This window comes from Microcoleus sp. B13-B6 (assembly GCF_036705405.1).
Classification (GTDB): domain Bacteria; phylum Cyanobacteriota; class Cyanobacteriia; order Cyanobacteriales; family Microcoleaceae; genus Microcoleus.
In genome coordinates this window covers 36,209-54,903 of the sequence record NZ_JAUBUJ010000055.1, presented here as the reverse complement: position 1 = coordinate 54,903, position 18,695 = coordinate 36,209, and the positions used below count along the sequence as shown (strand labels likewise).

The following is an 18,695-nucleotide window of genomic DNA, read 5'->3' as shown; positions in this document are numbered from 1 at the left end:
GGTCACTTGTACGGAGGCAAGGGAAAACCCGGTGCCCTACTAGATATGCTGGCATCTGGAGATTTGGTTCTCGTACCCAAAACCGCAACAGATGTCATCAAATCTGTGGCACAGTTTTTGGAAAAAACCGAGCAGCCGGCCGTCAAATTGGATCGTAAGCGGGGGGACGGTACTCAAACAATTCCTGCGGAGTCACAGCAAATCTAGACCGGTCGGTTCCTGATGTTGGTAAAGCAAATGATCCTTGATGGCGACTTGCTTGAATGTCTTCAGAACTCCGTTCAAAAGACAGTACAAACTGAGTCCTTTGATAGCGCAAGTCAGCAATTGTTACCTCCCCGTTTCCCTTTACAGATAGATGGTGAGTGTTTGGGAAACAGCTAATCGTCTCTAATTTCACAGAAAAACCGATTAAAACTTTGCGTTTTTTGCCACCTGCTTGTAAGCGCGCACTACTTATTTAGTTGAAATGACTTGCTTAAAAAACACTTTAGTTGGTTGCCAAAATATCTCTTTTATAAGCCAATAAACAACCTAAATTTTGCCTGGTTTTCGAGTATAAACTTGGTAAGTTTTTCTCCATGTTTCTACAAAGAAAGAGGAGGCCGTGTCAGGCGATCGCCTGACCGGAGTATTTTTGCTTAAAGACTATCCAATCGAACGCAAGGTATGAATATTCTCAACATTGCTTCATGCTCTGTGACAGTTGAGGGTGCAGGATGTGGGCTATAAATTTTTAATCCCATTCCGCACTCCCGGACTTTTTCTGTGGCGATCGCCGCTATTGCGAGCGCCTTTTATGCTCGCTCGCAATGTACCTCCTTACTCTGTCCGACCTCAATCAAACTATTCATACTAGCCCACTACAAGAGCCACCTCTTGTTCCTTCCTATCTGCAAGAACGCTTGCAACTGCTTGTCAAGCAAATTTTAATGGGATTACCTGTCGAGCCAATTCTCAACAGTCACCCCCAGTTCCAGCAGTGGGTTTTTCAGCTCAAAGAACTATCCCCATCACTATTTTTACCGCAGCGAAAACTGTTTGTTGACATTCCAATTCAAACAAAACTAGACCGAACAAAAAGGGGAGTGACAGAAGAAAACTCTTCCCCTTCTCCTCCATTCAAAGTGATACAAGTCCGTACAAATGTGGGTTTAGTCAAAGGAACACCCAGACTATTTGAGTGGGCGATTCGCCATCCTGTACTGACTTGGCAAGACCGAGTTAAGTTATGGGTAGCTGCCGAATTCTTTGATATCGAGCCTCACAAGCTGCAACTGATTGTTTTGGCACTTCACCCGACTCAACCAGCAAAAAAAGTTCTGTTTGCCTGGGACAGCAAACAACACCGAAAAACTCAAAATTGGCTTTTGACTACCATTGAACGAGAGACAGAACAAACAGTTTTCAAGCTCAATGGTTATCTAACACCTCAACCGAAGGAAGTAGCAACAGCTATCAATTTGGATGAAATCAACGAAGTATCGATATAATCCGTTCACATTTTATTGCCATCCTCCTATCGAGAGATATGCACCCTATTCCCGACGCAATCGCCAAAAAATTAATACATTTCTTCTCTCCATAGGAGGATGGCACTCTTTAATATGAGAAAAAACAATAGGTATGGATAAATGTAGTAGGAATGTTAGCCGTGACTGCAACTACCGCCACCCAACCAAAAACAAGCCAACTAAAAACCATCCTGATAGTTGAAGATGACCCGATGATGCAGCTCGGGCTACAACATATCCTCAATCGCCAACCCCATTTAACAGTTGTCGCACAAGCTGTTAACGGTAACGAAGCCGTCAGTGCCGCACTGCAACACCAACCAGACATCGTGCTGATGGACATTGACTTGCCCGGAATCGACGGTATTGCAGCCGCGCAGCAAATCAGAGCCGCCCTGCTACATACTCGTATCCTGATGCTCACCCACCACAGCAATCCAACTCAGGTAATGGCGGCTTTGTCCAGCGGCGCTCACGGCTACTGCGTTAAAGGCACTAACGCAGAACAACTTCTAGCAGCGATTACGACTGTGCAAGAAGGTGGCAGTTACCTAGACCCTAAGATTGCCGACTGCGTGCTGCAAAATCTCAAAACGCCACTGCCCGAAAGCTATGCGAATGACGACATCAAGCTGACAGAACGGGAAATGCAGGTTTTGCAGCAGCTAGTTGAGGGTAAAAGCAATAAACAAATCGCCGCTCAACTAGGAATGAGCGTCCACACCGCCAAAGGTCATGTAGAGATGATTATAGCTAAATTTGAAGCGAGCGATCGCACCCAGGCTGCCGTTAAAGCACTGCGTTTGGGGCTGGTTTAGCCGTTGGAATGCAGCTTCTAATTGTTCTAAAAAAAGTGGTTTTTGAGGCGTAGCTATCGCGTAGCAAATTATGACAGCTTGTCAATCTTCAAACTTTGGCAATGTCAACCAAAACCTCGCTCCTTTTCCCAATTCGCTATCAACGCCAATATCTCCGCCGTGAGCCTCAACAATTTGCCTGCAAATGTAAAGTCCCAATCCCAATCCTTGCCTTAAACTAACTCCAACTCCCCTCGTATAAGGCTCGAATAATCTTGCACATTGCTGAGGAGAAATTCCTGCCCCATTGTCTGCAACCGTACAGCGAACCATCTCACCTTCCTTTTTAGCTTCTACCGTCAAAATAAACCCAGACTGATTGTATTTAACAGCATTGTCGATCAGATTGCCAAACACCCGCCAGAGCTGCTGGGCATCAGCATTGACTAAAGGCAAATCGGCTGCAAAAAGCTGCTTAACCTTGACTCGATGCTGGTTGAGAATTGGTAATCTTTCAATAAGAATATTTTGGACTAAAGTGGGCAGCGACAGCGGCTTCATGGCTAAAGAAGCACTTTTCACATCAAATTGTTGTGTTGCTGTTAGTGACTCAATCAACTGGAGTTGGCGCGAACAACTTTGCACCATAACCTCCATAGTCCGCCTATCAATAGCAATGTTACTGCCAGCATCATTGAGGCGACTTCGCAGCAGCAGCGACATTCCTGATAGAGGCGATCGCAAATCGTGCGAAACAGCGTGCAACAGCATTCTTAAATTGGCTTCTGCTTGCTGTCTTTCTTGAATTTCCTGGCTGAGCTGAACATTTTGTGCAGCCAATTGCACGTTAGCGCAGCGAAGTTGCTGCTGCAAGCGCTGCATTTTAAGTTGGGCAGATACCCGCGCTAACACTTCAACAGGCTCAAAAGGTTTTATAATGTAGTCAGCACCGCCCGCCTCAAACCCTTTTACTTTGTCAAATACGTCATCTAAAGCGCTGATGAAAATTATAGGGATATCACAAGTAGCTTCAGATGCTTTAAGTTGACGGCAGACTTCATAACCATCCATACCGGGCATTTTTATGTCTAGCAAAATCAAGTCTGGCGCTTGCAACTCTACTGCTTTTAAAGCTCGCTCTCCACTAATCAACTTCCTGACTTTATAACCATTTTCAATTAGCAATTGAGAAAGTAGTTGAATGTTAGCGGGAATATCGTCAACAATCAAAATGTCAGCCAAAAATTGTTTAGTTTGCTCCATCATCTATCGCCACCAAAGGACAGAGTTTTGAGTTTTTTCCGAATATTGCCAACCGCTATTTTCTCAGCCGCACTGTTCGCACCAGCAGCATTAACAGGCGACTCAACATCAGCCACAGTCACGGGTTCTTCTGGATCGTTCGGATGTGGCAGCAATTGGTAAGCGAATCGAATCCGCTGATCCAGCTCTTCATCTATATTGAGCAGTTTACCCGTCTGCTGCTCTACTGATAAAGCTTTCGCCCGCCTTTCAAGCTGCGGTCTAATGCTGCTGTCCCACAGTTGTTCAGACTCTTTAGCTCGCTTTATGTCGCCGGGCCGCACCGGAATCTTGAGAGGGTAGGGAAATAAAGCTTCCGTCCCCGTTGCGTAGGCCGGTGAAGTGATGACGCACTTGCCTTGAGGAAACCTCAGAATTTCGTCAGGACTAATCAGCGGTTTCTTTTGCAACTGTTCGCTCCAGTTGACAGAACGGCTCGTTTGCTGCCCCATCGAGCTGCCGGTCGATCGATTTTTTACCAGCACTTCCACTTCCCCGTACCGCTTAGAATATTTCTCGGCTGTCTCAAAATCGCCGGGGTTGAAGAGGACATGAGTTGACAGAGCACTGGCGATCGCAGCCCCTTTTTTATCCCCATAGAGATTATAGAGTTGATTGAGTGATTGAATACCAACAATCGGTACGCCGCCAGCAGAACGATATTCGTTAGCCCACTGATCCATTCTGTCGAACTTGAGAGACGGAAACTCGTCTAAGCAGTACAAAAATGGGTCAGAACGTACCCGACTCAAATTAGACACCACACATAAGTGAATAGCAGCAGCTAACAGCGGCCCCACTACAGTGCGTCTTTGGTCATCTAATTTGAAAATAATGCACTTTTTCCCTTCTAAAGCAATGGGAATTGTGCTGCGACCAATAAATGCCCGCAACAAATCTTTTTGAATGAAACTGGAGTAGGTTGCCTCTGCGGTTGCCTTAATGCCCGCCACTGTTTTTTCAGCATCTTTTGAACTTAATAACTGCGAAAAACTAGAGGCAATCCACCTGTCCATTTTGAGAGGATGACCGTCGGGTCGGTGAACGGCGTGGTCGATGCGCTTGACCAAATCAGGCAGTTGAATAATTGCGTACACAAAAGCTAAATCCGGGTAAGGACTGCTTTTTGCCAACTGCACTAAACCCTTGGCCATCAACTCGCCTGCTTTCTCAAAAAACTCATTGCCTTTACTCTCCCCCGGACTAGCATTTCGAGCAATAACTTGTCCAATTTCTGCTGCCATTACTGCATCTTGTGCATCTCTCATAAAATCCAGAGGATTGATAGTGCCGCTGTAAGCTTCCCCTGGCGCAAACACTTGCACATCGTAGCCATAGCGCACTGCAAGGGGTGCAAGCACTTTCATCTGGTCTCCTTTTTTGTCGTAAATAATGGCAGGAAAACCTTGCTGGAATGCACTTTCAACCATCCGGTCAATGACGCTGAATGTTTTGCCAGAACCCGGAGCACCAATGACTAAAGTTCCGCGTTCTGCGTGGGGAAACCAAACCGTCGGATTTGCACCTAATAGCGTTTGCAATCGAGCACTCAATCCCTGACAACCTTTAAACCAATAAGTCGGCGTACCGCTCCACAAAGTAACGGGTTGCCGTTTTTTTTCTGTCATTTGCTTGAGGGCAGAACCTGTGGCTGCCAATTTCTCAGCCGTCCCGCACAGCCGCCCGGAGGTAATTTTACCCTTCCCGTTTCCAACTAATTTGGAAGCAATAAGTAAGCCTGCCATTAGCCCTAACATTGCCAGTCCCTCTGGCTTCATAAACTGACCCAACAACCCGCCAAAATCGATGCTAGTTAACGAACGTTGAGGAGGTTGAACTGCCATTGGTATCAAGGTAGCTTTGTTAATTTTAGGCAGAAATTGCAAATTGTTCATTTTTTTTAGGTCTTAAAAAACTAAATGTTTCAGCTAGCGGCTATCGCCTCAAGGGGGAGACAATGACAAAAATAGGTAAACAATGGTAAGAAGCAATAACGCGAAATCTCCCAGTAAGACAGTACAGAATTCTAGTGGAAAGTCCAACACGCAAAAGAACAAGAGTGCTGATTATTACGAGATAGATCCGGAGCTATTCAACAGTGATTACAACCAAACTCGCAAGCCCTCTTTGCCCTATGGAATCGTGATTAACGATAACCCAGCAGGTATTTTGCTCCCGAACGACCAGCTTGTCAAAGCGGAATGGCACGTAATGCCTAATGTTGAGGAATTGACAACGGTCGAACTCAGCGAAGAAGTGACAGGCTTACTGCTCCCAAAAGCGAGAATGTTGGTATTAGCTTTTGTGCCTGAGTACATCCGCTACAAAGATATTGAAGAAAATGGAGAATTAGCAGGTAGTTTTATTGGGCTTTACGACGAATATCGCGATTCCCTCGATAAAAAGACGCAGGAAGTGTGTTCCGAACACGCTCTCATCTTTCTAAATCCCAAAAACCAACCCCTGCATCAGGTACCGATTGTCGTCCGCTTCAAGAATGTAGCCCTCTGGAGCTTTAAGAGCGCTAGAGAAGAATTTTACCGCAATTTGGAACGGGCATTTGCTGATTGCTTTGGGAGAGATTACAGCGGTAAAAATGACAAGTGGCGCTCTTTGGGAGTGTTGAATGTCGAGTTTAGAGCTATCAAAGAAGGGGAAGGCAAAAATAAATCGTTTTGCTGCAAAACTCACAGCATTACTCAGCCAACTGATGCTAATTTTCACAAGCTATTTCTCGGTCAAAAACCACAAAAGAAATTGATTTGGGGACTGCACAATAACATTGCTGGTTTCATTGAGGCTAGCGATGCCGGGTTGCCAGCTATAGCTGCTGGTGTCGAACCTGAAGTCCAGGCGTTGCCAGAAAGCGTAACTAACCGCAAAAATCGAGGTAAATTGTCACCCCCTCGCAAAATTGCACAAGTTGAAGGAGGAACAGACTCAGAATTAGATGAGTTAGATGAATTGTCGGAAGCTGCTGAGGTTGAGGTTGAAGTTGAGGTTGATTCAGAAGAAGATTTTGACTTCGATGAACCCGCCGACTACTAAACACTAACTATCTTTGAAAAGCTGGCTGTCAGCAAGTTGATAGGTAAGGCCGTCGTAGCAAAATTGAAGCTGGCGGCGGCCTTCTTTGGAAAGCTGATTCACTCCTAGACAAGGCAAACCTTCGTGCGAGGAACTGTCAGCCTTAAACAAAGGAGTTTTCTGCGGTTTATGGGGGTCGAGATAAGCTGCAAATACTTCTGTTGGCATTTGACTTGAATCATTAGGAATTAAGTAGCCAACATAAAGGCAGCCTTTTGTACCGCACAAAGCGGAATTATTGAAATCATAAAGCTTCAGCCCTCCCACCGAGCCATTAACTTGCCACACTCGCATTCTCTTAATTGCTTCCGCCACAGCACTTTGCCCAGTCGCTACTTTGAGTTCTGGAAGGCTGCTGTGTTCCTTTACAATTAGGGTTAAAGTTTCTTTTGGCGTGACTCGCAAAGCTTGTTGCCAAGAAGCTGGTGCGGTTGTTGCTGAACTAGAATTCGTGCAAGCAACTGTCCCCAATAATAGCGACAGGGCGGTAAAAACTGTCAAACCAATGCGAAACCAGTAACCAAGTTGATTTAACCAAACCGGGGGTTTTACAATCTTTTGGCTGCCTGCTGTTTTTTGCTTAACTCGATTTTGTTCAACCATTTGTTACTCCAATTATACAAAATAACAGAAAAAAAAGGACAATAAAGCGGAAGAAAAAGACACGAAAAGAGAGATTTTTTTGCTTAAGTAAGCTGTTGTATGTCTAAAATTTACAGTCAAATTTAATGACTTCCTTATCGGAATATAAAACGACTATGCAATTTAGAGCGAGAACAACTTAGGAACAAGTCATATCAAATCCGTTGATATCGGAATTATTAATCTCTCTCTTTTCTTTCTCTGCGTCCTCTGCGTCCTCTGTGGTTTAATCATTCCGATGCCACCGGAATAGATGTCAGAACAGAAATGCAATAAAATTCATGTTTCGGAATAGATATCAGAACAGAAACGTAATAAAATTCATGTTTTAAGCATTTAAAAACGTCCTGTTAGCGAAAAAGTTCTTATAGTCCAATACGCTTGGGTTAGCCCTTTCAGACGAATTCCATTTCACGAATTTTTAGGATATACAGACTTGTGAAAGGAAGTCAGATTGTTCTTACTTGAACCGTATTGTGTTATAGTTCACTCGTGAACGCAGAGACACTATTTGTAAGGTGTTTGTAGGTGTTCTTCGGTGCAGTTGGCCACAAATACTGTAAAATTTGCTGTCTTGCGTAAGTCCTATATTTGTTAATACCTTGCATTTCCACTTCCCCTTTCCCTTTGTTCAATGGGAGAGCACAGCCGTGCCAAGAGTAACAGCTAGCCCCAAAGCGATTAGCATCAGAAAAATTTGCTGCTTTCGCTTGTGAAACAGTCGAATTAAAAACCACGTTCCCACCAAAAAAGAGCTAATGAACAGCGCCACCTTAATACTCCCACTAGCATTTAAAGTAAGGCCGGAGCCGACCGAGTTGCTGATGCCATTGCTGTCACCAGAATTAGCTTGGCAATTGTCGCTGGTATTGTGGTTATAAAGCTCTCGAACTTTTTCCCCGTACTGTTTGAGAGAGTAGCCACCTAAAATGTTGGAATAGCTGGCATCAATTTTACTGCCAGAACCCCCAAAGTGTTTCTGTGCTACTCGCTCAATTAAGCGATCGCCATTGAACACCTGCCCAGTTGTAGGGTCAATTTCCTGTTGGCTGTTGACTAAGTTCTCAGCTAGAGAATTTTGCAAGACTTTATCCTGAACAGCAGGAGGAAAATATTGGAAGAGTTCCTCTCTTGTAGGGTTTTGGCCTTTGTTGACGTTCAGGATAAAGTTAGCCCCCCCTGGAATTGAACTGACAGCACGCTGCACGTCTTCCCGGTAGCTCATCAACTGATAGCGACCGATCGCCCGCCCGCAGTTGCGAGCTCCTTCAGTACAAACCATCTCCCCAATGGCTTCGTAGTCGGCACTGGCTGCATTTTCCAAATTGGCGATTCCTTCGGAAAGCTTTGCTAACGCCTCCCCTAATGAAGCTACATCCACACCGTTAACGTAAGTTGCGGGGCGCGCGCACTCTCGCTTTGATTCAGGTACAGGCTGAGTTGGTAAAGCGTTTTTTTTAGCTTGATTGGAACTCAGTGGCTTTGAAGGTTTTGTTTCGGATGCGACGCCTTTAGAACGCGAAATACTGTTAGAAGAACCGCCCTCCAATCGACCGACAAACATAGGCGAATTAACGCTGTAACTGAGAAACGGAACCGGACCAATAATGTAAGGCGATTTGCCGCAGGGCAAACTAAACCTGAAGTACAGAGCCGTGTCAACAGTATCGCTGGTTTCTGACGGTTCCATTACCACTACTTTAAACACTTCCCCAAAAGGATGCCGGCCCGTCGGTTCCCAACCGCTCAAACAGCCAGAACCGCCTCGCACTTCCTGGTATTTGCCGCTAATCCACTGCTTGCCTTCTAGCGGCCCTGTGGCGCGGCGACCGGCGTTTTCCATATCGTCGAGTTCGATATAAGCGCAATCTTTCTCGCAAGCTACCGCAAATCCTTCTACATCAGAACCGGAAATTGTGTTATTGCGCTTGCTCTCGTACCGACTGTAAATCATGTCAATTCGCATAACTGCGCTGCCAATGGACGCAATAGGAACCGGAAAGCTAGAAAGCGGGACTTGACTCAGCAGCGGAATATTGCTGATGAGTTCCTCTGACCAGCCAGAGAACTGTTCTAAATTTACGCTATTAAGGTTGGGGATTTGGGCGATCGCAAACTCAGATAGATCAATTTGGTTAAGTTTTGCCTGCGCTAGTTGCGGTACTTGTTTTACAGCTTGACCAATTGGTAATTGGTTGATGTTAGGGTTCACTCCGGCTATTTGAGAAGATAAAGAAGCAAGTGGAGGAACATCGCTCAATTGAAATTGGCCCAGATTCGGAACAATTTCAGCCAAGTGACCGACAGTTTGCTTACCAGCTAAGGGAAACGCGGACAAGCTGATATTCTCTAAATTGATATCCCCTAGTGCTAATTGTTCAATTGCTTGCAAAGACAGAATTTCAGGTTTTACATCGTTGATGTCCCCCAGCTTCAAGATGTTGTCAACAGAAGTGCCGGCTTGCCAGCTTCGACCGCCAGAACTTCCAGAACTAGCAACCGCGGGTAGGGAACTAAAGGTAATCTGGCTCCAATCTGGCAGCAAAACTCTAGATTGTTCTTTTTCCCAAATTTTAGTAGGTAAGGGACTGGCGCTAGCAATTAATGGAAAGCTTAAGAAAGTAATGCAGATGAAAGCAAAAATTAGGCAGAGTGTACTGGCAGCTATTAAAGCCGAGCCTACCTGGCTTAATTTTTTTAACTGCTTTGGACTGTTCATGGAAATCCTCTTGATGTTAACTAAAATTAGGCAAAAAAAACTGCTCTATTCTTTCTAATTTGGAAAAACTTTAAATGGTTTTTAAAACATTACGAAAAATAGAGCAGTATTGCAGAAATTACCCATCAGCTAAATCTCCCTCTCCCCCTCTCCCCTCTCTCCCTCTCTTCCTCTACCTCTCTCCCTCTCCATTTTAGGAATTACCCAAAAACCCGGTCTTCCTATGTAATTCCGTCATTTTAGGTTGAACATGAGAACGAGAAACTGGGTTTTTTAGGTTGATGCGTCCTGGACTGCATTTCTCCATCTTCGCTTTTTTCTTTAATCAAGCTCCAGCTCAAGCTGTGGATTCGGGCGGACTGCTGAATCTGTCCAAGGAGTATCTGCTAGGTTGGACAAGTCATACACATTTTCTTGGTAAGCGTTGTCAAAATTACCTTGACGAACTTCTTTAGATGACGAGTAACCGACAGTCAAATCCGGTGTCGATTCGTAACCAGAGTTGTTATAGCCGGAATTAGGTTCAATCGAAGCATTGTGCATGGTTTTTCTTAGTTTATGTGGTCAACAATTCCAATTTAAATCGCATCGCGTTCCTGCAACTTCATTCCTGTGAGCGATTGCGTTCAGTAAAAATTACCCCCTCCACATGGAGGGGGCAGCTCTATGAAAGTTACCTAACGGCTCTCAGCACTGGGCTATTCTACGAAGTCGAGAAAAATGTCTTTTAAGAAAGTGACAAAGTGCGATCGCGCACCCTTATTCTCTGATTTGTCAGTAATCGCGGTGTAAGAAACCGAATTCTAACCCGAGAGCGCGTTTCATCTAATAAAATTAATGCCCCTGATTCAATCTCTGACTCAAATTTATGCAACACTTCCACAATTAAACTCTCTCTATTGGCAGGCAGTACGCCTTGAATACGCACTTGCATTACAAGGAGTTAGCCGCGACTGAAAATGTCTTCTATGTCCCGTGAACCATGCAGAACACGAATTACATCTATTCCATTTTCAATTTCCCGGTAGAACACCACATAGTTCCCAATCGGAAAGCTGTGCAACCCAGCTAACAGTTCCTCACGCCTTCTGCCCAATCCTGGATTACGTGCCAAGGTTTGCAGTTTTCCTTCAACGCGATCTAAAAACTCGTCAGCCCGATCTAAACTATCATCAGCGATGTAGTCCCAAATATCTAGCAAATCCAGTTCAGCACGCGGGCGTTTAACGATCGTGGCCATTACTGCGGTTTCCTCCGCCGACGCTGCCGCGCTTTTGCCTTGATTGCTGGCATATCCAAGGGAGTTGCCTCACCGCTGTCTAGCCCTAGCTGAATCTCCTGTCGCAATTCCTGCAAGCGAGTTTGCTGGAATTGTTCCCGTTCTTTCAACAGGCGCAACCCTTCACGGATCACCTCGCTGGCAGAATAATATAGTCCGCTTGAGACTTTCTCTTGGACATACTGCTCTAACTCCGGTGTCAAAGACACGTTCATGCCTGAGTCCTCCTGTAATTTGGGCTATTCCATTTTGGCTTTAATAACAGGGAATAGCAATCGTTGTTATTATTGTACTAAAAAACTCGCTCTTGTGTACAAGCGAGTTGAGCAATTGCTAAAGTAACTCTCGCGATCGGTCGAAATGAACCAATAGACATCTCCAAAAATGAATCTGAAACCCTTATCCTGCTTAGACTTATCTGTAATTTATGGAGATGTATAATCAGGCCCCAAGTGGGTTTCCAACTAATCCGAATTTACAATGATTACCTACAGTTGACCTGGAGAGATCAATCGTACCCAACATTTTGAGCAAGTTCATTTTTCCAACCGCGATCGCGCTCACATCGCTGAAAACTTTTGGCTATTATGCAATGAAACTGCTAACTGCACAAGACATACTCCAGCGTTACTCAGAATACCGGAAATATTCCGCATTTTTTAATTGTTCAATAACTCCAAGCAAATCACTTGGTTTGGTGCGAGAACACCTCCGACTTTTATTACTTGCAGCTCTCCGGTTTCGTGGGAATATTGTGCTTTAACTTGGGCAATTGCTGCATCTAAACTAGATGCCTGAGCAATATACACCTTCTCAAGAGCACTTAGTACCCAAATAGGTTTGGGCCACTTATGTCGAGGTTGGAGAATTGAATAGTGAATCACTTGACCAGTATACTGAACAATTTGCTCGATCGCAGTTTCCGAACAAAACTCCCTCAATTCTGACTCAATACATTGTTTGAGTTCTTTCGCAGGAATCTGCTCAAAAACTGATTCTAAGAGCATTAATGTCGGTCTTGTCTGCTCTAATTGAGTGTGTTCCTGCACGACTAATGACTCTACGAAATGACTCACTTGGTTGATGATTGAGTCAAAATCTAGCTCCATCAATAAATGACCTAAATACTCCCTTAACAAATTTCTTAGCTTTTCATCAGAGATATTGATACCGCAGGTTTTCAGATAAACTGAAGGTTTATTACCCAAATTCCGACCGCAGCCAACTTCTCCATTAGCTGCATCTTCTGCTTCTATCAGTTCCATCAAGTGCGGATAACTGGTTGTATCATCTATTGTGGATTGGGGCTGGGAGGGAATTGAGTTACTCATCTGTCTGTCCTTAATGTTTCAAAGTAATTAAGATTGTCGGGTTCTTCAGGATCTGGACCGCAGTCTAGCAACCCCACTTTCAACTTTCTGTGACATCTCTCCGACAGCCAAGGACGGAGCTTCTAAGAATCACTTCTTAGATTTCCTAGTTATTCCCTTACGGGGTTTCGACTTTGACCTAGATTGAGACATCTCAACCCCTGGCAAACCGTCTGCATAGGCGCTTTGGATTCCCGACTGTCCATCGGTACTAATCAGAGTTATTCCTCTATTTCTGATGACTTGACTGCTAGCCACATCTCGATCTGTTGTGTATCCACAACTAGGACAACAATGAACTCTAACACTCAAATCCTTTCTCACCTCCGCACCACACTCAGGACACTCCTGAGAAGTCCCCCTGGCGCTCACTTCACCAAAGAATTTGCCACGCTTCCAACACACGTATTTGGTGATAGTTCGGAACTGTCCAAATCCAGCATCAAGCATCTGTTTCCCGAACATCCCTTTGGCAATAATTCGGTAATCCAAGTCTTCCATGAAGACCATATCACCTGCCCAGCAAAGGGCATGAGCTTGTTTGAAGTGAAAATCTTTACGGGTATTATCAATTGCGTGGTGAATTCTAGCAACTTTAATGCGCTGTTTCTCGTAATTTTTAGACTGCTTCTTTTTCCGAGTAAGTCTGCGTTGCAGCAATTTCAGCTTGCGGAGCATAACTTTCAAGAACTTGGGCGGTTTTACGATCACCCCGTCACTGGTTGCTAAAAACTTTTCAAGCCCAACATCTACTCCAATCGGATGACCGTGTGGCATTGGATTGGGAACACTGACATCACATTGGATGTTGATAGAAGCGTACCAAATATCCGCTTTATTAATTATTCGGACTTGCTTTACTACAAACCCCTGTGGGATTGGGCGATGCAGGTTAATTGGAATCAACCCCAATTTTGGTAAGGCAATATGTACTCCAGTCACAGGATTCTGCTTGAACTGGGGAAACAACAAAGATTTGAATTGCCCAAACTTCTTGAATCGAGGGAAGCCATGCCCAATTTTTTGAAATCCCTCCCATGCTCGGTGTAATTGCTTGAGCGCTTGCTGCAACACTTGGCTTGGTACTTCACCCAATCGGGGAAATACTTTTTTGGCACTTGGCAGAGCATTAAGCTGTTTTACTTCGTTAGGGAAGGTTAACTCAGCAGGCATGATGTATTCATGACTGATGGAGCATCTGTCAACCTGGCATTTCCGGCTATTGCACCAGTCCTTAATTTCCCGCAGCCCATAGTTATAGGCAACACGACAAATATCCATCCACTCTTTCAGCGCTTGCTTTTGATTGATATTCGGATAGATTCGATAGCTGTAATTCATGGTTAACATTCCACTATTTTAACATATATCGATATTCTTTCAATATTTTTATGAACGGAACTAATTATGAAACCTAATCCGCTAAACAAACAGAAAATATCAACCGCTATGCCAACTTTTTTGGCCTCCGATAAACTTAACATAGCTCAGTTGAATGTTACACTTAAAACTCCTTACCAATTGATCGATACTGCTTTCAATCTTGAAACAGCCCTTCAACCATTCCAACAAGCAAAAATCATCGGTATAGACTGCGAAACGACAGGGCTTGACCCCTACAAAGCCAAAATTAGATTGTTACAACTTGCCATTCCTGACCATCCAGTAATCATTGTAGATTTATGGGCAATTGAACCGAGTTCTCTCGAACCATTACGCTTGCTCTTAGCGAGTCCTGCACTGAAGGTAGGTCACAACCTCAAATTTGAATGGCAAATGCTCGCTTTTGCCGGACTGGAACCATCCAAACCCTTTTTCGATACCTATTTGGCTTACCGAGTGCTAACGGCTGGACTAAAACGCCACCTGTCCCTAGAGTCTGTCACTGAGAATTTGTTGAAAGTAAAGCTAGACAAAACGCAGCAAGTTAGCGATTGGTCGGGAAACTTAACACTCGCTCAACTCCAATATGCTGCTACCGATGCTGCAATCTTACTCCCGCTGGCTGCTGCTTTGCAACAAAAACTGAAAGCTTCTAAGCTTTGGAAAACTGCTTTGCTAGAGTTTGCTTGTCTGCCTGCGGTGGCTTCTATGGAACTCAACGGAATGCTTTTAGATAGAGAACAGTGGAGAGTTTTGGGAGTCAAGCTCTGTTATCAACGCGACTCTCTTTTAAAACAAATTAATTCACAACTCCATCGACCTAACCCTAATCAACAAATCTCTCTCCTACCGGAATTTACGGATACAATTAATCCTCGCTCTCCCAAGCAAGTCTTAGCGGCTTTGCAAGAAAAAGGTATTCCTGTTACTTCCACTAACTCTCAACATTTAATTCCTTTGCAAAGCGAGTATCCCGTTATTCAAGCACTGTTAGAATATCGCAGCTTATCTACTCGTATCGACACTTTTACTCTGGGTTTACCAGAACACATTCACCCGATTACAGGGCGCATTCATCCCAATTGGTTTCAGATTGGTGCTAGATCAGGACGGTTTAGTTGTCGAGAGCCAAATTTAACGAATATCCCCAGAGACAAGGAAACCCGACAGTGTTTTAAAGCTGCACCCGGTTACGTCCTGCTCAAAGCCGATTACAGCCAGATTGAACTGCGGATCATGGCGAAGGTTTCCGGCGATCGCACGATGGTGAAAGCCTACTCTCAAGGGGAAGATTTGCACTCTCTGACCGCTTCTTTGGTGCTAGCAAAACCCTTATCTGAAATTACTCTCGAAGACAGACAGCTCGGTAAAATCATTAACTTCGGTTTAATTTATGGCATGGGAACACAGAAATTTAAGAATATGGCTCAAGCAGAGCATGGAGTCACTTTAACGCTGCAACAAGCTTCACACTTTCGCAAGAAGTTCTTTGAATCCTATACAGGTATCAAACAATTTCACGGCAAAGTTCGGAGCGCCTGGAGCCGAGGTATTCGAGAGAGTCGGACTGTCTTAGGCAGAAGGAGATTATGGTCAAAAGATACTAATCCGTTGCTTAATGAGATGCTAAATAACCCAATTCAAGGAATGAGCGCTGACATTACTAAACTCGCTCTTGCTCTACTTTTTATGCCTCTGAGCCGCACTGGTGCTAAACTGATTTGTGTCGTTCACGATGAAATTTTAATAGAGTGTCCTCTTGAACAAGTGACGGCAGTTAAAGCCTTGCTTAAAAAATGTATGGTGAGAGCCGGGAATAAATTTCTCTCTCCGATTCCTTGCGAGGTAGAAATTAAAGTGATGGAAAGTTGGGGAGGATAAACCCGCCCGACCCCCACGAAAAATTCCCTAATTGACATTGCTGCAAGATATCAGGGAGAGCGAACTTGATATAAGTGATTCAAACCTAGCAGTTGGATCTCGCCTGAGCCGGCTCAGGCTGCTGAATGATGAAACCGCAGCGACATAAAGATGAACCGAATCACGAAGATGCCCGCCACGATCCAAGTTCCCCCAGGCACTTCCTTGGCTCTACCTTGGCAGGTTTTCACAATCGGATAGGCAATAAATCCGATCGACAACCCTTCCGCGATCGAATACGTTAATGGAGTCATGAAAATCGTTAGAAACGCTGGAATCACTTCCGACATATCATCCCAGGGAATTTCCTTCACCTGGGCCAACATCATCGCGCCAACAATCACCAGCGTCGGCGTCGTTGCAAAAGCCGGAATCGCTTTAAACACCGGAATGAAAAACACCGACAGCGCAAATAATCCTGCCACAACTAAAGCGGTAAATCCAGTTCGACCGCCAACGGCCACGCCTGCGACCGATTCAACATAAGTCGTCACGCTCGACGTACCGAATATCGGACTGATTGTGGTGCCAATGGCATCTGCCATCAGTGCTTTATTGGCACGCGGCAGCTCGCCATCGGCTCCGATATAACCAGCCCGCATTCCGACACCCGTTAACGTCCCGATGGTGTCAAAAATATCAACAAACAGAAACACAAATAGCACTGCAATCCAGTCAATAAAATTCTCAGAGTTCAGATTAGCAATTCCCAGAAATGCTTGACCAAAAATGTCTTTTGGCAGTTCCGGCAGCGCAAAAAATCCTTGAGGTGGGGGTGAAACCTTGAACAGCCAAGCCCAAATAGCAGTTCCAAAAATTCCAAATAGTAACGCACCTCTGACGCGCCGCACCACCAATCCGGCTGTAATCGCTAAACCCGCCACAGCCAGTAGCGTGTTCGGTTCTGCTAAGCTGCCAAACGCCGTTTTTGTGGCTGGATTTGCCACAATCAATCCGGCCCCCCCATTAACAACATCTCCTGACATCCCGATATAGGCAATAAACAAGCCAATCCCACCTGCGGTTGCGTGTTTGAGCGACTTTGGAATTGCCGCGATCAATAACTTACGTACATCTATCAACGTCAGAAGGATAAAAATTAATCCCTGAACAAACACGCATGACAGCGCCAACCGCCAATCGATTTTCAGTCCGATTACAACTGAAAAAGCAAAAAAGGCATTCGTTCCCATTCCAGGCGCGAGCCCGAACGGGTAGTTGGCTAAAATTGCCATGCAGAAGGTTCCAACTGCCGACGCCACAGCGGTTGCTACAGCCAATTGCGAAAACAAATCTCCAGGCTGTTGTAGAAAAATCGCGTTTGACAGAATAATCGGATTGACGACTAAGATGTATCCCATCGTCATGAACGTGGTGATACCCGCGAGCGTCTCTGTTCTGAAATTGGTTCTGTAGAAATCAAACTGAAAGAACTCTGCCAGTGCTGCTTGCCAACCTGTGTAGGATTGCTTTGGTGGAATTGGTTTTTGAAATTCTAAATCAGCGCTCATGATTTGGATATCCGAAATTTAATTGAGATAGGAGTTAGGCGGTAAACGATCGTCCTAGACCCAATGCGGCCAATCCTTTGCGATAGGCGATCGAGCTTTTATCCCCGGCAATGTGGACTTCATCTTGCAGCGCGATCGGTAAATCTTCGGAATACTGTTCTTCAACAATGTCCTTATCTTCGCCAAACACTTGATGGTTAAAGTCCAGCGTGTCTTGCAGCGGTCCATCTTTGTCAAAATTGTGGCCTCTCGGCACTACCCAAGCGCGTTTTGCGGCCTGAAACCGGACAGGCAGCATTCAGGATGTCTAACTGCCCGTTCCCAAAGGTAACGCTTAACTTCGCTGTGAACGGCAGCTACACTTCAAACAATCGACGCCACTTAAACCCAGGCGGACTCAGATGCTTTAGATTGTGCGGATAGTTGCTCACCGTGCTGACATCCCGCAGCGTGAAACCCGGGTGGTAGTTGCTCAACGGGATAATCTGGCACTTCTGGATTTTCGCGATCGCCAAAGGATTCGGTGTGAACAAACGCAAAATGACTCACATCCAGAAAGCCTTCGACTTGACGACCTGCGGCAGCTTCGTGAGCTACGCTGGCTGGCAGAACCTGAATATAGTCTGGATCATTCCATGCCTGAAAGTATGGAAAATGCACCGAACCGTTATCCACGAGCCTTACCCACACTAAACCATAGCGTTCGGTGACAGCGTAGGTCGTCAATTTCAGCCGAGCGGGAATTGCGGCATCTGGTTGAGGGGGAATACGCGTGCATTGACCGCTTTTGTCGTAGCCGATGCCGTGATATTGGCATTGGAGTTCATCGTTCTCAACCCATCCCAAACTCAGAGCAACACCACGATGCAAACACAAATCCCGTGCTGCAACGATCGAGCTATCGGAATGTCGAAACAGCACGAGACGTTCATCTAGCACCTTTGCGGCAAACGGTCGATCTGTGACTTGATGCGAGAACGCGATCGGATACCAAAACGGCGCAAGGGCTTTCCAATCAGTTTCACTAAAGGTGCAGTTTCGAGGCAATACAAACGCAGAATTGCACGATAGTTCTTGTATAGTGTGCATAATCCTGTATGCGAAATACCGCTGAAGCTTAAGATATTAGAAAGCTTACTTCTGTACGATTTACTACATACCTCTCTTTTGT

Annotated in this window: 17 protein-coding genes; 5 read left to right on the top strand and 12 right to left on the bottom strand. The window is 45.1% G+C overall.

Translation table 11 applies throughout. The annotated features are described in order from the left end of the window. From QUB35_RS22815 to QUB35_RS22805, 3 genes are all read left to right on the top strand, one after another. Positions 1-207: hypothetical protein (locus QUB35_RS22815; protein WP_333143990.1), on the top strand; the 207-nt coding region annotated here is incomplete at its 5' end. Between the two features lie 605 nt (positions 208-812). Continuing rightward, entirely contained in the window at positions 813-1,493 is a 681-nt protein-coding gene (locus QUB35_RS22810) for a hypothetical protein (RefSeq protein WP_333143989.1), read from the top strand. 152 nt (positions 1,494-1,645) lie between these two features. Further along, complete coding sequence (locus QUB35_RS22805; RefSeq protein WP_333465967.1) at positions 1,646-2,332, top strand: response regulator transcription factor; 687 nt, start codon at positions 1,646-1,648, stop codon at positions 2,330-2,332. 81 nt (positions 2,333-2,413) lie between these two features. On the opposite strand, the gene QUB35_RS22800 is transcribed toward QUB35_RS22805, so the two are convergent. Together QUB35_RS22800 and QUB35_RS22795 are read right to left on the bottom strand one after the other, a co-directional pair. Then, entirely contained in the window at positions 2,414-3,577 is a 1,164-nt protein-coding gene (locus QUB35_RS22800) for a hybrid sensor histidine kinase/response regulator (protein WP_333143987.1), read from the bottom strand. Further along, positions 3,574-5,508, bottom strand: coding sequence for a type IV secretion system DNA-binding domain-containing protein (locus tag QUB35_RS22795; protein ID WP_333143986.1), 1,935 nt, complete (start codon positions 5,506-5,508; stop codon positions 3,574-3,576). Before QUB35_RS22795 ends, QUB35_RS22800 begins: the two co-directional genes overlap by 4 nt. A gap of 82 nt (positions 5,509-5,590) precedes the next feature. On the opposite strand from QUB35_RS22795, the gene QUB35_RS22790 reads away from it, so the two are divergent. Beyond that, entirely contained in the window at positions 5,591-6,661 is a 1,071-nt protein-coding gene (locus tag QUB35_RS22790; protein WP_333143985.1) for a DUF5895 domain-containing protein, read from the top strand. A gap of 3 nt (positions 6,662-6,664) precedes the next feature. On the opposite strand, the gene QUB35_RS22785 is transcribed toward QUB35_RS22790, so the two are convergent. The 7 genes from QUB35_RS22785 to QUB35_RS22755 form a co-directional block, all read right to left on the bottom strand. Then, positions 6,665-7,303, bottom strand: coding sequence for a hypothetical protein (locus QUB35_RS22785; protein WP_333143984.1), 639 nt, complete (start codon positions 7,301-7,303; stop codon positions 6,665-6,667). A 670-nt stretch (positions 7,304-7,973) separates the two neighbouring features. Further along, positions 7,974-10,061 carry a hypothetical protein gene (locus tag QUB35_RS22780; RefSeq protein WP_333143983.1) on the bottom strand — a complete coding sequence of 696 codons (2,088 nt, stop codon included), beginning with the start codon at positions 10,059-10,061 and terminating at the stop codon, positions 7,974-7,976. 321 nt (positions 10,062-10,382) lie between these two features. Continuing rightward, positions 10,383-10,604, bottom strand: coding sequence for a hypothetical protein (locus QUB35_RS22775; RefSeq protein ID WP_333143982.1), 222 nt, complete (start codon positions 10,602-10,604; stop codon positions 10,383-10,385). A gap of 400 nt (positions 10,605-11,004) precedes the next feature. Then, positions 11,005-11,301 (bottom strand): type II toxin-antitoxin system RelE/ParE family toxin, encoded by a 297-nt coding sequence (locus QUB35_RS22770; protein ID WP_333058482.1) that lies wholly within the window; start codon positions 11,299-11,301, stop codon positions 11,005-11,007. Then, complete coding sequence (locus tag QUB35_RS22765) at positions 11,301-11,555, bottom strand: type II toxin-antitoxin system ParD family antitoxin (RefSeq protein ID WP_333058483.1); 255 nt, start codon at positions 11,553-11,555, stop codon at positions 11,301-11,303. The genes QUB35_RS22770 and QUB35_RS22765 overlap by 1 nt, the downstream gene beginning before the upstream one ends. Positions 11,556-11,999: 444 nt before the next feature. Continuing rightward, positions 12,000-12,671, bottom strand: coding sequence for a hypothetical protein (locus QUB35_RS22760; RefSeq protein WP_333143981.1), 672 nt, complete (start codon positions 12,669-12,671; stop codon positions 12,000-12,002). A 129-nt stretch (positions 12,672-12,800) separates the two neighbouring features. Next, positions 12,801-14,051: a transposase gene (locus tag QUB35_RS22755; RefSeq protein ID WP_333103611.1), complete on the bottom strand. Its 1,251-nt coding sequence runs from the start codon at positions 14,049-14,051 to the stop codon at positions 12,801-12,803. Positions 14,052-14,159: 108 nt separating this feature from the next. Between QUB35_RS22755 and QUB35_RS22750 the strand changes: the two genes are divergently transcribed. Further along, positions 14,160-15,974, top strand: coding sequence for a bifunctional 3'-5' exonuclease/DNA polymerase (locus QUB35_RS22750; RefSeq protein ID WP_333143980.1), 1,815 nt, complete (start codon positions 14,160-14,162; stop codon positions 15,972-15,974). Between the two features lie 113 nt (positions 15,975-16,087). Here the strand turns inward: QUB35_RS22750 and QUB35_RS22745 are convergent, their stop codons facing one another. The 3 genes from QUB35_RS22745 to QUB35_RS22735 form a co-directional block, all read right to left on the bottom strand. Further along, on the bottom strand, positions 16,088-17,524 hold the full coding sequence (locus tag QUB35_RS22745) for an NCS2 family permease (protein ID WP_333143979.1): 1,437 nt from the start codon (positions 17,522-17,524) through the stop codon (positions 16,088-16,090). Between the two features lie 34 nt (positions 17,525-17,558). Continuing rightward, a complete protein-coding gene (locus QUB35_RS22740; protein WP_333099862.1) occupies positions 17,559-17,822 on the bottom strand; it encodes a hypothetical protein in 264 nt (87 codons plus the stop codon). Positions 17,823-17,905: 83 nt separating this feature from the next. Further along, positions 17,906-18,613 (bottom strand): Rieske 2Fe-2S domain-containing protein, encoded by a 708-nt coding sequence (locus tag QUB35_RS22735; RefSeq protein ID WP_333143978.1) that lies wholly within the window; start codon positions 18,611-18,613, stop codon positions 17,906-17,908. Between the last annotated feature and the right edge of the window lie 82 nt (positions 18,614-18,695).

Bases quoted from the DNA above. Each gene is read 5' to 3' on its own strand.
- QUB35_RS22810 (WP_333143989.1), top strand. From the start codon at position 813: ATGTACCTCCTTACTCTGTCCGACCTCAATCAAACTATTCATACTAGC.
- QUB35_RS22805 (WP_333465967.1), top strand. From the start codon at position 1,646: ATGTTAGCCGTGACTGCAACTACCGCCACCCAACCAAAAACAAGCCAA.
- QUB35_RS22800 (WP_333143987.1), bottom strand. From the start codon at position 3,577: ATGATGGAGCAAACTAAACAATTTTTGGCTGACATTTTGATTGTTGAC.
- QUB35_RS22795 (WP_333143986.1), bottom strand. From the start codon at position 5,508: ATGAACAATTTGCAATTTCTGCCTAAAATTAACAAAGCTACCTTGATA.
- QUB35_RS22790 (WP_333143985.1), top strand. From the start codon at position 5,591: ATGGTAAGAAGCAATAACGCGAAATCTCCCAGTAAGACAGTACAGAAT.
- QUB35_RS22785 (WP_333143984.1), bottom strand. From the start codon at position 7,303: ATGGTTGAACAAAATCGAGTTAAGCAAAAAACAGCAGGCAGCCAAAAG.
- QUB35_RS22780 (WP_333143983.1), bottom strand. From the start codon at position 10,061: ATGAACAGTCCAAAGCAGTTAAAAAAATTAAGCCAGGTAGGCTCGGCT.
- QUB35_RS22775 (WP_333143982.1), bottom strand. From the start codon at position 10,604: ATGCACAATGCTTCGATTGAACCTAATTCCGGCTATAACAACTCTGGT.
- QUB35_RS22770 (WP_333058482.1), bottom strand. From the start codon at position 11,301: ATGGCCACGATCGTTAAACGCCCGCGTGCTGAACTGGATTTGCTAGAT.
- QUB35_RS22765 (WP_333058483.1), bottom strand. From the start codon at position 11,555: ATGAACGTGTCTTTGACACCGGAGTTAGAGCAGTATGTCCAAGAGAAA.
- QUB35_RS22760 (WP_333143981.1), bottom strand. From the start codon at position 12,671: ATGAGTAACTCAATTCCCTCCCAGCCCCAATCCACAATAGATGATACA.
- QUB35_RS22755 (WP_333103611.1), bottom strand. From the start codon at position 14,051: ATGAATTACAGCTATCGAATCTATCCGAATATCAATCAAAAGCAAGCG.
- QUB35_RS22750 (WP_333143980.1), top strand. From the start codon at position 14,160: ATGCCAACTTTTTTGGCCTCCGATAAACTTAACATAGCTCAGTTGAAT.
- QUB35_RS22745 (WP_333143979.1), bottom strand. From the start codon at position 17,524: ATGAGCGCTGATTTAGAATTTCAAAAACCAATTCCACCAAAGCAATCC.
- QUB35_RS22740 (WP_333099862.1), bottom strand. From the start codon at position 17,822: ATGCTGCCTGTCCGGTTTCAGGCCGCAAAACGCGCTTGGGTAGTGCCG.
- QUB35_RS22735 (WP_333143978.1), bottom strand. From the start codon at position 18,613: ATGCACACTATACAAGAACTATCGTGCAATTCTGCGTTTGTATTGCCT.